Genomic DNA, 13180 nt, shown 5'->3' on the forward strand with positions numbered 1-13180 from the left:
TAATACTCCCTCGCAATCAATTATTTTATAATTAATTGCTTCGCTGCACATTTTCACCACCTTGTCAAGTACTTTTTTTATCTTAAGTTGACAACATTGAGTGCGATCCCCCGGAGGGTTTTTCCTTCCATAGGCGCACTTTCCTATGGAAGGAAAAAAACCGCTGCAATGGTCATATTCCATGCAGCGGCTTTTTTATGCTGTTTACACTTTATCCCGTTTCTGAAAAACTCATTTATGTTTCTCAAAAATCTCGGATACCTAAATCTTAAATGAAATACTCCCCTGGCTGAATCCTTACTGTAATAACTGTAAGATGGACTGCGGCTGCTGATTGGCCTGAGCTAACATTGCCTGAGCGGACTGCATCAGAACGCTGTTCTTTGTGAACTCCATCATTTCCTTCGCCATGTCTACGTCACGGATACGGGATTCCGCAGCAGTGATGTTCTCGGTGGTTACACCCAGGTTGTTGATGGTGTGTTCCAGACGGTTCTGGATAGCGCCCAGTTTACCACGGGTAGTGGACACTTTGTTGATGGAATCTGTGATCTTGCCGATGGCATCCTGCGCACCCTTTAAGGTTCCGATATCGATTCCGTCAAGGCCTAATGCGTCAACATGCATATCCGCGATATTCAGCTGCAATACATTCGAAGCTTCAGATGTGTCACCGATCTGTAACAGCAAATCGCCGGTACCTTTTGTGCTGGCTCCTACCGCTCCGGATTCCACTTTTGTCACATCCGCTGCGGTCAAATCCATACTTGCGGTGTCAGCTTCCAAACGGAAGGACAGCAGAGATTCAATTTTATCTCTATTGGCGGCTGAAACGCTTCCGCCGTCCAGTAAACTCTGTGCCGCACTTCTGACTGCCTTTTCGATGTCAGCGGTCGTATAGGTATGAGCAGCCGCGGTACCTAAAACGATATCAACAGCCGTTCCGTCGGCAGCAACCGTTACGCCGATCGTTCCTGCGGCATTGGCGTTTTTCGCCTCCAAAGAAACTTTACCGGTGTATCCGCTTCCCATCGTAGCAGTAAAGTCTTTTGCATTGAAGGTAAACGTTGTTGTTTTGCCGTTGTCCAAAGTACCATCCAGCAGGTTGATTTTGTTGAAATTCGTGGTATCTGCGATACGGTCGATTTCATCTTTTAAAGCTGAAATTTCATCCTGCAGAGCTTTACGGTCAACATCGTCTTTGTAGGTGCCGTTTGCGGATTTCGTAGCCAGTTCCTGCATACGGTTTAACATGGAATGAACTTCCTGCAGTCCGCCTTCTGCCGTCTGTACTAAGGAGATCGCATCCTGCGCATTATCGGTAGCTGCGGTTAAGCCTTTGATCTGCGCTCTCATTTTCTCGGAGATTGCAAGACCTGCAGCGTCATCGCCTGCACGGTTGATTTTGTAACCGGAAGATAATTTTTCCAGGGATTTGGATACTGCGCTGTTGTTGATTCCCAACTGTCTGTTGGAGTTTAAAGCCATAATGTTGTGTTGAATTCTCATACTATTACCTCCATGTAATATTTGATATTGGGACTTCCGTGTCCCGCTTTTTTGTATGTATGCCAAACGGGCCCTTGTTTGGCATTGGAACTTCCAAGATATCCATCTCTTCCGCTCTGATATAAATATCGAACGCTTTCTCTTAAATTTCACCGTCAAATTGCACAAATTTTCCGTTATTTTTTTATGCTTTTGTCATAATCAATCCAGTTCTAAAATCCGCTCTGTCCCCAGGCACATTTCCCTATAGAACGAAAAAACGGCCGCCAATGTTTATTTTGGCGAACCGCTTCTCTGAGAAATGACAGAACCGTCCCTACCCATACAGGCTTTCCTCAATATAAAATTCCTCCAGACACATGCCCGTCCGGTGCAGATACTCCGCAGCCTTTTCCCCTACATATCGGAAATGCCAGGGCTGGTATTGAATTCCAGTATATTCTTCCTTTCCTCTGTCGTACCGCAGGATAAATCCATATTCCCAGGAATGCTTCCCAAGCCACGCGCCTTCCGGCGTATCCGCAAACGCTTCCTCCAACTGCCCGCAGCTCCCGCTGCCGATATCCACCGCCAATCCAAGGCTGTGTTCCCCGGAACCAGCCTCCTTAAGCTCCTGCTCATCCAAAGTCCGGTAACCGGAACAGACGACAGGCTTAAGCCCCTGGTCTTTCATATCCTCTAACATCTCCATCAACGGCTCCCGGACTCTCTCATCCACCTGCTGGGAACTGCCCGGGATCTCTTGTAGATTCCGCTCCGCCTGATCATCCCCGGACGCAGGATACCGGTCGTTCGTAAGGATCAGGCACCACATATCCGACTCATCCAGTACGAACCCCTCCTGCGCGCTCCCCGTCTCCTGTTTGGCCGCCGCATACAGCAAGACCAGGATCAGCAAAAATGTATAGATCAGCATCCGCCGGTTCCGGATTACCATCTGTTCACGGGCTGTTCGCTTTGCCATCGCTTCTCATCTCCCGCCTAGCGGATCCGCCTGAGCTGGTCATTCTGACGCTTCAGGATATACTTATACAGCAGATCTTCCTGCAGAACCGTCATTTCCATGAATTCGCAGCCATATCCCAGATAACCGTCCGCCCGCTCCACCCTGCGCCGGATCTCGCAGGCATACAGCATGGAATCGCCTAGCTTCGGAATCATGATATTAAAACTGTCATCCGGGGTCAGCTCCCGCTTGATCTTAAACATCAGGCCTCCCAGGCTTATATCCACCAACTGCACCCGGATATCGTTGGCGTCCTCATTCTGCGCCTCCTCTTCCTCAGCTTTTCGGACCAGATTGTAAATGATTCCCTCATCTCTGGTACTGATGCGGAAGTACTCCCGCCGTTCATCGTTGGTAGCCTCGTTCAGGTCCGTGATGCGCGCCATCTGCTTCGTGGATATATACACGCGGCCGATCAGAACCCGAAAACCGATTCTGGTATTGTAAATTTCAACCTTCACCAGAAGATTATATGGTATCTCCGGCAGTTCGTTCCGGGAACTGCTGATATCAATGTATTTTTCCTTCACTCGGTGCAGGGTTCCCATGGTCAGCAGATCATTATTTTTCGTCTTTACCACACAGGAAGATCCCACATAACTATCGGGTAACTCTACCATGCTGCCGCCTCCTCACTTCTATTCGCTCTATCGCTGTCCTTCCTCTTCCCTGCGTCCTCTTGCGGATATAAGGCCTGCCCGTATCTTCTTTCCCGCCGGCTGTTCATCCGCGCTTTTTGCCGGTCCGGCCCCTTCCTGGAGCTTTTTAGAGGTCTCCATCAGTTTACAGTAGATGGCCGCCACCACCTCGTACAGTTCCGTTGGTATATTGCTGCCCACTTCCAGCATACACAGCATGGACGCGGCACTGTCATCTTTAAATACGGGGATTCCCTTTTTTTCCGCAATATTGATGATGTTTTCCGCCACGGTGCCATAACCGGAGGCGATTACCACCGGCGACGCGTCTTCCTCTATGTTATATTTTAAGGCCACAGCTTTTCGCTTTTTATATTTTGACATCGACACCCGTCCTTTTGTATGGCAGTGTTTTAAATACATCCATCAGGGACCGGACCTTCTCCAGCTTTTCCACGCGCACATCGGTCATAAGGTAGCCCTTTTCCTGGGCGATATCCCGGAATTCCGGCGCCAGGCTTTGGAATACCTGGGTATAGCGTTCCGGACAGAACAGTTGGAACCGGATTCTGCCGTCGATCACCATGAATTCCGCCTCCATCTGCCCAATTCCCTGAATGTCAAAGGTAATCAGCATATGAATGTGTCGTCCCTCGTCCTCCCGCTCCTTCGGCTCGTCCCGGTCATCCGGATCGATCCAGAGTTCCGCGAAGGACTTCATCCCTTCATAATCCACCGGAATCACAAAATGCAGCAGCGGCGTATAGTTACAGGGCGAGGACAGAAGACTTGTGATAATTTTCTCGATCTTCTCCCCGTTTAAGCTGCTCATCTGGGTTTCCCGATCCTGCTTGCTGATGATATCCGCCAGGATGTCCATTACTTTTGATCTTCTCTGCTGGGTCCCCCTGTACGCATCTGACAGGTATTCCCGGACCAGCGTCTTCAGCAGATCCTTGTTTTCCCTGCCGCTTACATGAACCAGCACGTTTAACAGCGCCTCCTGCAGGTAAGACGGGTTATCCTGGAACCTGGACAGATTATAGATCATATTCGGTATCACCCGCGCCACCTGAGGCGTATATAAAATACTGTTCTCCAGTTCTTTGACTATGGCCAGCACCTGGGTTTTCAGCTGCTGGAAATCCACCGGCGCGTCCTGCCTCCGAAACGCTGCCGCCAGTTCCGATAATTTCCCGGACAGGTTCTGGCTCGGCTTTAGCTGCTCCGCCAGATATTCCAGGCTGTTGCCCACGGAGTCCAGCACGTCCTGTCTGGATACTTCTCCGTTAACCGCCTTTAACAGCTCCGCGATCTCGCTTTTGATCCCCGGCTTTTCCTCGTACAGATTCCTCAGGAATTCAAACAGCGGCCCCTGGAACAGCGTGGAAGAATACTCCTGCTTTTTCAGCTCATCCACGATCGCCTCCGGACCGATCAGCAGGGACTGGAAGAGCTGCCGGATCTCCTGTGTGACGGTTTTGTTGTTTACCGGAAGAAGATTGATAATCTCTTCCAGAAGATAAATATTTTTCAGATAGTTCACCGTTACATCCGGGTCCTTGATCAGATTCATCAAAGTAGCCGCCCCGGCTTCCTTCTGGAAAATATTGTGCTGTCCCAACAGTTCGCTGCTATTGGGATTCTTCACTATATGGCTGATTTCCTGCAGATCAAACGGAATAGAGGGGTCCTGGGCCGCCTTGTTGGGCTGAATCACATTCTTGCTGATCATGGGGGAGGTCACTTTTAATATGTCTGCCATCGCTATTTGCTCCTTTGATCCGCCTACAGGCCCTTCTTAATTTCTCCGTCCAGATAATAGAAGCTGCAGTGGTCTTCTTTCCGGCTGATTGTAAGTTTGGAATCACCGATACAGATGACGGTGCCGGGATAGACTTCTCCGGCGGTCAGCCTGGTTTTCCCCACTTCCCGGATCTTCTGCGCGATCTGGGCGGCTGTGGTTTTTAACTGCTTCTGCTTGAGAGAATTCACCGGCAGCTTGAGCTTTAGTTCATTCAGCCGTTCCGACTGTTTGGGGGTGATAGATCCCGATTTCTGACGGGCGCTCAGATATGCGATATTTTTCTGACACTCTTCCAGCGTCTGTGTGATCGTTTTCAGTTCCTCCGCAATCTCTTCCACCTGGGCGATCTGCTGGGGGGTGACGCCCAGTGTGACCTGGGTGGGGATATGGCTCTCCGCCCCCACGGCCTTTACTTTCATCAGGTTAAACACATTGCACTTTCCGCCGATAAACGCCCCCCGGCGTCCCAGCAGAGTGAGATTATTCTCACAGGATACCTCTGAATTGATGATATATTCCGCCTGGATATCGCCTCGGGCATAGATTTTACAGTCCTCCAGGAATTTCGCGGTAACGCTGCCATCCGCCTCCAGGACGCCGCTTCGCATGCCCCGCATTCCCTTATGAAGCAGAATATTCCCTCCTGCCTTCAGGAACGCGCCCTCCACGATTCCCATGACGGTAATATCTCCCTTGGCTTTCACGTGAAATCCTTCCAGCACATCGCCGCGGATCAGGACACTGCCGGAAAAATCCACGTTGCCGACGGAGTTATCCACATTTCCATTTACCTGGAACACATTTTCCACCTGAAACCGGCCGGAACGAAAGCTTAAATTTCCCTCACAGGCCGACACAAGCTTATCCTTTTCCGGGGAGTAAACTACGTTTTTCCCCTGGGGAATCGGAGGCATCACGCCCATCTTCCCTTTTACCGGTTCGCCGAACACATCCATGCCGTCCTCCGGTTCCGTGGGGCGCGTGATCTCACAGATCACTTCCCCTTTCTTGACGTTATGGATCAGATTCAGGCTTTTAAAATCGATATTTCCATTTTCCCTGGTGGCATACTTTAACTGATGCTGCCGGGGATAATAATCTTTGATCTTTCCGTTCTGTCCGTTTACCGGAGGCTGGCCCCGGGCAATGATAAACATCTGCCTGTAGGCTCTGGTATCCACGATTTCCCGGAGTTTTTCCCCGTCGATCCCGAAGACAATACCATTGTCCTCCAGCACATCCTTAAGATCCCGTTCCAGGATATCCCGGCCGCCCCCTGTCGGGCCGGTCAGAATGACGGACGCCGTCATTTTATCCGGAGAGACGGTCAGCTCCACAGACGCATCCGCCGTGATCTCTTCCTCCGATGCCGGGGGCGTTTCCTCCCCCTGTGCGTTCTCTTCTGTCTCATCGGGGAGATTCTCGCCGTTTAAAACCGCCATAGCGCGTTCTTTTTTCCGGCGTTCCTTTTCGTTCCAGTCCTCTACGGTCTCGATCATGGCCTTTTCATCCTCCGGCTCCTCTGCCGTATGGGACTTTTGCGATCCGTGGGCTTCATTTCCGGCGTTCTTAACGCCATCGGTAGCCGTATCATCGTCTTCGTCTAAATATTTGGAAAACAGGCTGTAGATAAAACTTTTTTCACCCATGGACTCCCCCCTTTCTTATCAATGTATGACCGCTCTTTCTGCCTTAGTATCGCTATCTCAAGTTATTGACGAACTCTTCCATCTGGTCGGCGGTTGTCACGATCCGGCTGTTTAGCTGGAATGCCCGCTGGGCCTGTATGAGATTCACCATCTCGTCGGTCACATCGGTCCGCGACAGCTCCAGGGCTCCGCTTAAGATCTTGTTGCCCTCGGTCTGCATGGCCACCGGAGCCCACTGTCCCGAATTCGGGCTGGTCCCGTAGAGATTCTTCCCAAGAGGGATGAGCCCGCTTGGATACTCACAGGTGTACAGTCCGATTCTGGTGGATAGTCCGGTCAGATCCAGGCCCGTGCCGGGGACCGGGTTCCCGTTTTCATCCTCGACGGTCTGGTAGGCCAGCGCGATCCGGTTTCCATTGGAATCCAGCACATAATCTCCGTTTCTGGTTGTCAGGAAATTTCCCTCCGGGGTGGAGGAAATCTGAAAAGCTCCGTCTCTTGTGTATACGGGCCGGTCTCCCCCGTTGTCGACGGCAAAATAACCGGTCCCGGACACCGCGAAATCCAGCTCCCGGTCCGTCCTCTCGAACAGTCCCTGGGCGAAAACCGTCTCCATGCCCACGCCCCGGACACCGTGCCCGATCATGTGCTCTCCCTGCGTCTTGACATCCATCTGCGTATACAGTAGGTCGTCAAAGGAAGCTTTCAGCGGTTTATAACCAATGGTATTGGCATTTGCCATATTATTCGCCGTGGCATCCAGCTGGGCCTGAAACGCCTGTAAGCCGGATACTGCGGAATAGTATGCGATATTCATAGAAAAACCTTCCTTCCGTTATAGTTTTCCGATCTCGGAACTGGTCTTCTGGTTCATCTGGTCGATGATTGTAAGCGCCTTTCCGCAGGACTGGAACGCCCTCTGGCACTCCATCGCCCTGGTCATCTCCGCGTTCAGATCCACATCGGAACGTTCCAGATTTCCCTGGTAGACATCCGGATAAACCCGGTTTAACTGCGCCCCGTCTTCCACTCCGTAAGTCCCGTTGTCATAAAATACCAGATTGTCATAATTCTCCGGGGCTACCAGCCGGATTTGATTCCGCTCCTGCCCGGCGGCGTCATAGACTCTGCCGTCCAGCCCGATCGTAAACCCTGCGTCTCCCACCTGGATCTGGCCGTTGTCCCCCAGTACCCTTCCGATTCCCGGCAGGACCAGATATCCTTCCTCGTCCCGGGTAAAATTCCCGCTTCTGGTCAGATATTCCCTGTCCTCCCCTTGTACCACGAAGAAACCGTTGCCGTTGATCGCCAGGTCATAGATCTTTCCCGTTTCCTCGATCATTCCCTGTTTGTAAGTGCTGGCCTCCGCCGCCACGATAGATATGGGCGCGCCGCCACCGATCGGCGTTGTCTGTCCATTCTCCTGACGGACCAGTTCTTCTTCAAAGGTCGTGCGCAGGAGACGTTTGCTGTGGTAACCGGGCGTTTTCATATTTGCTATATTGTTCGCGGACAGATTCAGCGCCCGCTGATTCATCAATACCCCCGATGCTGCCGTATAAAATCCGGAAAACATCTTCTCACCTATCCTCTCATATATTCTTCCAACGATTGTTTCATCTTCTTAAGCGCTCTGGCGTGCAGCTGGCATACCCTTGATTCTCCGACGCCGATCACTTCACTGATCTCCGAATATTTTAGTTCTTCATAATAATAAAGCGTCACGACCAGCCGTTCCTTCTCAGGCAAATCCTCGATGGCCCTGCAAAGCATCTGTGTCATCTCTTTTTGCAGCAGGCTTTCCTGGGGTTTGATAGAGTCGTCGCCGGACTCCAGTTCCCCTTTTGCCATCACGCCGGAGAAATCCTGCAGGACAGCTTCAAAGGAGAGCACCGACGCCTTGCTGATGGATGCCATATGCGTTTCCACCTGCTCCCTGGAAATTCCCAGGTATGCGGCCACTTCCTCCGTATCCGGTTCCCGCATCTTAAGGCTGGCCAGCGTATGATATGCTTCGTCCACCTTTTTCTGCAGGTTCCGCATCCGGTGGGGCACCCAGTCCTGGCTTCGTATGTAGTCGATCATCGCCCCCCTCACCCGGAGAAATGCATAGGTTTCAAATCTGGCGCCCTTTGTATCATCATAGCGGTCCAGACAGTCCATCAAAGCCAGCACTCCCTGGTTGATCAGATCTTCCTCCTGGGCAATTCCCGGTGCGATCCCCCGCAGCTGACAGGCCAGAGAGCGGGGAATATACAGATAGTGGAGGGTCAGACGGTTCCGTAATTCCACATCTTTTGTAGCCAGATATCTGCGCAGCTCCTGTTCGGGATCCGCGATTTCCTCCGCCTCTTCTAATGTCATATCGATCACTCACCTCTAATTCAACGCGATGTTGCCCAACGCCTGAATCTGTATATTGTTATCTATCTCGTTAAAGGATACCACCGTCACATTCGGATAAAACTGATCCAGCAGCTTTTTAAAATAAATCCGCACAATCGGAGATGTCAAAATAACCGGTACCGGTACCAGATCACTGATCTTGTCGATCTCCCCGGTAGCCGCGCTGATAATCTTCTGGATCGTTGAGGGTTCTAGCGCCAGATAGGAACCGGTATCCACCTTTTTCACCGAGGACATGATCATATTTTCGATCTTCTCATCCAGGCTCAACACTTTCATCTGGCCGGCCTCCGAGAACCTATGGGAGATCGTCCGCTTCAGGGCCTGTCTCACATACTCGGTGAGCATATCCGTATCCTTAACCTGCAGCCCATAATCGGACAGCGTCTCCACGATGGTCTCCATATCCCGGATGGGAATCCCCTCCCGCAGCAGGTTAGACAGCACTTTCTGCAGCGTTCCGATGCTGATTACGGACGGAATGGTATCGTCCACAATACTTGCGTTTACTTTTTTTAGATTTTCCAGCAGGTTATTCACCTCCTGCCGGTTCAGCAGCTCATGCAGATGGGCCTTGATCACCTCGGACAGATGGGTAATCACTACGGATGTGGGATCGATCAGCGTATACCCGGCGATCTCCGCCTGGATCTTCTTATCTTCGCTGATCCATTTCGCCGGAATATGAAAAGCGGGATCAATGGTGTCGATGCCGGAGATGTCCGCGGTATCCCCCACGGGCGGCAGAGCCAGATAGTGGTCCATCAGGATATCCCCTCTGGCCACCTCTTCCCCTTTTAACAGGATGCTGTACTGGTTCGGATTCAGCTGCCCGCTGTCCTTGATTCTTACCGATGGAATGACGAATCCCATCTCCAGAGCCATCTGCTTACGGAACATAACGACACGGTCGATAAAACTTCCTCCGCTGCTCTCATCCGCTAACGGGATCAGGCTGTATCCGAATTCCATCTCGATCTGTTCCACATTTAAAAGTCCATAGACATTTTCGATGTTCTTATAAAATGACGCTTCGCTGGTCACCTCGGTCTCAACCAGGCCAGGCCCCTCCGCTTCCTCTTCCGCCGCCGTTCTCTGCTTTCGCAGCAGGAAATATCCGCCTCCGATCAGCACGCAGGAAGCCACCAGAATCTGAGGCACCGGGAATCCCGGGATCAGACACAGACAGGCCACCGCGCCGCCCGCGATCATCAGGACCCTGGGCTGGGCCAGAAACTGCCGGCTGACATCCTCGCTCAAGCTCCCCTGGGAAGCCGAACGGGTCACAATCATACCGGTCGCCACCGAGATCAGCAGTGCCGGAAGCTGGGATACCAGACCGTCGCCGATGGTGGCTGTGGTGTAGATCTGCATAATCTCAGAAAAACCGCCCTGGTTATTCATGAAACCGATAATAATTCCGCCCAGGAAGTTAATCAGTGTGATAATAATGGAAATAATGGCGTCGCCCTTGACGAACTTCGTCGCGCCGTCCATGGAACCGAAGAAATCGGCCTCCCGCTGTATCTTGGATCTTCGTGTTCTGGCCTGCTCCTCGTCGATCAATCCCGAATTCAGATCCGCATCGATGGCCATCTGCTTGCCCGGCATGGCATCCAGGGTAAATCTGGCCGCCACTTCCGCCACCCGCTCAGAACCTTTCGTGATGACGATAAACTGAACCAGGACGATTATCAGGAAGATAATAAATCCGATCACCGCGTTTCCCCGGATGACGAATTCGCCGAAGGTCTTAACAACCTGTCCCGCATATCCGTTGTCAAAGAGAATCTTCCGGGTGGATGAAATATTTAAGCCCAGCCGGAACAGCGTCGTAATCAGCAGAATCGACGGAAATACGGAAAACTCCAGCGCTTCCCTGATATAGAGCGTCATAATCAGGATCAGAAAAGACAGCGTAATATTCAGGATAAACAAAAAATCAAGTAGAAAGGTAGGCAGCGGCACGATAATCAGGAAAATGATACCGATTACGCCGATTGTCACCAGGATGTTAAAGCGTTTCAAATTAATCCACCATTTCCAATAATGTTCTTGGTATTCACGATCTCCGTGATCTTCACTCCGAAGTTGTCATCGATCACCACAACCTCGCCTCTGGCGATCAGCTGCCCGTTGACAATGATGTCCACCGGCGCGTCCGCCTGTTTATCCAGCTCCACAACCGAGCCGTTGTTTAAGTTCAGCACATCCCTGAGCCTGCGTTTGGTGGAGCCGACAAGAACGGAGACATTCAGCGGGACATCCATGATCAGATCCAGGTTTCCTCCGTACACCGTCTGGCCCGCAGCCGCAGCTTGGCCCGTCGTTGTTACCCGCGCGTCCTCCCGGGAATGTCCCTCCTGCACATCCAGGATTTTCGGAGAGCCTTCCGCCATGACCTGCTCCGCCTCTTTTTGTGCTCTGGCCTTTAACTCCTGTTCCAGGCTGTCCATGGCCGTATCGGAAATACATTGGAGACATTCGCTTTCGACCATATCATTGATGAGCATTTTATACCGGACCGTCATCACCTTCGTCTGGGCACCTTCCCCCATAACATTGGCCAGGCTTTCGCCGGTCTCGTCCGACAGCGTCAACTGGCAGGTGGACATCTCAAGGCTGTCCTCCAGGTAATCCGCCATGGCTTTCCCCGCCCCTGCCGTCATCTGATTCATGATCTCATTGGCCGCGTTTACAGCGACTTCGTCAAAGACAAAATCCGGGTCCGGAAGATCGTCAATTCCCATCAGCTCATTCAGGAACAGCTGCATGTCTCTCTGACGCAGAATCAGGACAATTGTCCCAGCCACGTTGGAGGTCAGACAGTGTTTCACGAAAATAGCAGGCTCCAGAATGGAGTATTCCACATCCGAAACCGGCATTTCACCGACTTCCTGAACGGAAAATTCAATTTTCGTCTTCAGAATGGAGGTGATCGTCTCTCCTGCCGCACCGGCATACACGTCTATGATTTCCCGGAGCATCTGCCCTTTTGCCATCTGCTGGCTGTTCTGCTCGTTTTCCATCTTGCCAAACTCCTTTTACTTTTCTTTTTTCTGTTTTTTCGCTTTTCGGCCTTTTACGGGCTCTTCATCCTCCGGCATCTGCCGGCTCTGATCCAGCTTTAGCTTCTGCCCGGCAGGCAGCAGCTTATAAAGCTTTTCCTCTATGAATTTGGGGTTCTCCCCCTCCTGTATGGCCAGCACGCCTTCCATAATCAGCTGCTTGCAGAGGAATTCCTCGTCGTGCCGCACCTTCAGCTTACTTGCGATGGGAAGGCAGATGACATTTGCCATAAGCGAACCGTAAAACGTGGTAATCAGGGCAGTCGCCATTCCGGCCGCCAGAGAGTTGACGTCGTTCATATTCCCCAGCATCAGCACCAGTCCCACCAGGGTACCGATCATACCAAAGGCCGGCGCATAGCTGGCCGCCTTTTCATAGAAGGAGCGGTCCAGCGCATGACGCTCGTCAAACTGTTCCAGCTCCGTCTCCATCACACCCCGCACCTTCTCCAGATCCACGGAATCCACCACCAGCATCAGGCTGTTATACAGAAAAGGATCATCGATATCCATCAATTTGTCTTCCAGAGACAAAAGCCCCTTCATACGGGCTTCCGTAGCCAGTTCCACAATCTGCCGGATCGATTCTCCGGGGTCAAACTTTTTCGGCCGGAAAACAATTTTCAGGTGCTTTCCGATCTTTCTAAATGAGCTGGCCGGGAACGACAGCATCATAACGCCGATCGTCCCTCCGACTGTGATCGCAAGGCTTGGATAGCTGATAAATGCATTCAAGTTCCCCAGAACCACTTTCATAGTATTCGTGTCAAACATGATACCGAACAGTACCAGTATGACCGCCATAAGCAATCCCAATATTGACATTATGTCCATAGCAAAACTACTTCCTTTTCCTTATCATTCTTCTGAATCCTGACGCCGGATCCCATCCAGCAGATCTGTAAAGGTCTTTCTGCGAAATGCCGCCGTTTTCTCTATGACTTCTTCCATCCGCTCCCGTACCAGCAGATGCTTTCCATTCGTAAGCAGGATGGTGGTATCCGGATTCTCGGTTATGGTTTCAATCAGATCATTGTTAAGCGCAAACTTTTCTCCATTTAATTTGGTTAGGATTATCACGGATACCATCCTCCCTG

The 13180-nt window shown here is 51.4% G+C and carries 13 protein-coding genes; all 13 read right to left on the minus strand.

The genetic code is table 11. The annotated features are described in order from the left end of the window. Positions 1-297: 297 nt before the first annotated feature. Positions 298-1509, minus strand: a complete 1212-nt coding sequence (locus tag KTH89_RS22310) for a flagellin N-terminal helical domain-containing protein (protein WP_238723163.1) — start codon at positions 1507-1509, stop codon at positions 298-300. A gap of 316 nt (positions 1510-1825) precedes the next feature. Then, a complete protein-coding gene (locus KTH89_RS22315; RefSeq protein ID WP_238723164.1) occupies positions 1826-2473 on the minus strand; it encodes a M15 family metallopeptidase in 648 nt (215 codons plus the stop codon). Between the two features lie 17 nt (positions 2474-2490). Further along, the gene (locus KTH89_RS22320) at positions 2491-3135 is read right to left on the minus strand and encodes a PilZ domain-containing protein (RefSeq protein WP_238723165.1); all 645 of its coding nucleotides are present in this window, start codon (positions 3133-3135) and stop codon (positions 2491-2493) included. Between the two features lie 27 nt (positions 3136-3162). Further along, on the minus strand, positions 3163-3537 hold the full coding sequence (locus KTH89_RS22325) for an EscU/YscU/HrcU family type III secretion system export apparatus switch protein (RefSeq protein ID WP_158345381.1): 375 nt from the start codon (positions 3535-3537) through the stop codon (positions 3163-3165). Continuing rightward, positions 3524-4918: an antitoxin gene (locus KTH89_RS22330; protein ID WP_238723166.1), complete on the minus strand. Its 1395-nt coding sequence runs from the start codon at positions 4916-4918 to the stop codon at positions 3524-3526. Before KTH89_RS22330 ends, KTH89_RS22325 begins: the two co-directional genes overlap by 14 nt. Before the next feature lie 23 nt (positions 4919-4941). After that, positions 4942-6609 (minus strand): DUF342 domain-containing protein, encoded by a 1668-nt coding sequence (locus KTH89_RS22335; protein ID WP_158345379.1) that lies wholly within the window; start codon positions 6607-6609, stop codon positions 4942-4944. Between the two features lie 52 nt (positions 6610-6661). After that, on the minus strand, positions 6662-7426 hold the full coding sequence (locus KTH89_RS22340) for a flagellar hook-basal body protein (RefSeq protein ID WP_158345378.1): 765 nt from the start codon (positions 7424-7426) through the stop codon (positions 6662-6664). Between the two features lie 18 nt (positions 7427-7444). Continuing rightward, positions 7445-8185, minus strand: a complete 741-nt coding sequence (locus KTH89_RS22345; RefSeq protein ID WP_158345377.1) for a flagellar hook-basal body protein — start codon at positions 8183-8185, stop codon at positions 7445-7447. 8 nt (positions 8186-8193) lie between these two features. Further along, entirely contained in the window at positions 8194-8973 is a 780-nt protein-coding gene (locus tag KTH89_RS22350) for a sigma-70 family RNA polymerase sigma factor (protein WP_158345376.1), read from the minus strand. Positions 8974-8988: 15 nt separating this feature from the next. Next, positions 8989-11043 (minus strand): flagellar biosynthesis protein FlhA, encoded by a 2055-nt coding sequence (flhA, locus tag KTH89_RS22355; RefSeq protein ID WP_158345375.1) that lies wholly within the window; start codon positions 11041-11043, stop codon positions 8989-8991. Beyond that, on the minus strand, positions 11040-12044 hold the full coding sequence (gene fliN / locus KTH89_RS22360) for a flagellar motor switch protein FliN (RefSeq protein ID WP_238723167.1): 1005 nt from the start codon (positions 12042-12044) through the stop codon (positions 11040-11042). Before fliN ends, flhA begins: the two co-directional genes overlap by 4 nt. 15 nt (positions 12045-12059) lie before the next feature. Further along, positions 12060-12917 (minus strand): motility protein A, encoded by an 858-nt coding sequence (locus KTH89_RS22365; protein WP_158345373.1) that lies wholly within the window; start codon positions 12915-12917, stop codon positions 12060-12062. A 24-nt stretch (positions 12918-12941) separates the two neighbouring features. After that, on the minus strand, positions 12942-13163 hold the full coding sequence (locus tag KTH89_RS22370; protein WP_158345372.1) for a flagellar FlbD family protein: 222 nt from the start codon (positions 13161-13163) through the stop codon (positions 12942-12944). Positions 13164-13180 lie beyond the last annotated feature (17 nt).

The organism is Diplocloster agilis, from assembly GCF_019042275.1.
Classification (GTDB): Bacteria; Bacillota; Clostridia; order Lachnospirales; family Lachnospiraceae; genus Diplocloster; species Diplocloster agilis.

What these genes read in the sequence shown, in the direction of transcription:
- KTH89_RS22325 (WP_158345381.1), bottom strand. Translation starts at nt 3,537, where the DNA reads ATGTCAAAATATAAAAAGCGAAAAGCTGTGGCCTTAAAATATAACATA.
- KTH89_RS22350 (WP_158345376.1), bottom strand. Translation starts at nt 8,973, where the DNA reads ATGACATTAGAAGAGGCGGAGGAAATCGCGGATCCCGAACAGGAGCTG.
- KTH89_RS22345 (WP_158345377.1), bottom strand. Translation starts at nt 8,185, where the DNA reads ATGTTTTCCGGATTTTATACGGCAGCATCGGGGGTATTGATGAATCAG.
- KTH89_RS22335 (WP_158345379.1), bottom strand. Translation starts at nt 6,609, where the DNA reads ATGGGTGAAAAAAGTTTTATCTACAGCCTGTTTTCCAAATATTTAGAC.
- fliN (WP_238723167.1), bottom strand. Translation starts at nt 12,044, where the DNA reads ATGGAAAACGAGCAGAACAGCCAGCAGATGGCAAAAGGGCAGATGCTC.
- KTH89_RS22365 (WP_158345373.1), bottom strand. Translation starts at nt 12,917, where the DNA reads ATGGACATAATGTCAATATTGGGATTGCTTATGGCGGTCATACTGGTA.
- KTH89_RS22340 (WP_158345378.1), bottom strand. Translation starts at nt 7,426, where the DNA reads ATGAATATCGCATACTATTCCGCAGTATCCGGCTTACAGGCGTTTCAG.
- KTH89_RS22315 (WP_238723164.1), bottom strand. Translation starts at nt 2,473, where the DNA reads ATGGCAAAGCGAACAGCCCGTGAACAGATGGTAATCCGGAACCGGCGG.
- KTH89_RS22310 (WP_238723163.1), bottom strand. Translation starts at nt 1,509, where the DNA reads ATGAGAATTCAACACAACATTATGGCTTTAAACTCCAACAGACAGTTG.
- KTH89_RS22320 (WP_238723165.1), bottom strand. Translation starts at nt 3,135, where the DNA reads ATGGTAGAGTTACCCGATAGTTATGTGGGATCTTCCTGTGTGGTAAAG.
- KTH89_RS22330 (WP_238723166.1), bottom strand. Translation starts at nt 4,918, where the DNA reads ATGGCAGACATATTAAAAGTGACCTCCCCCATGATCAGCAAGAATGTG.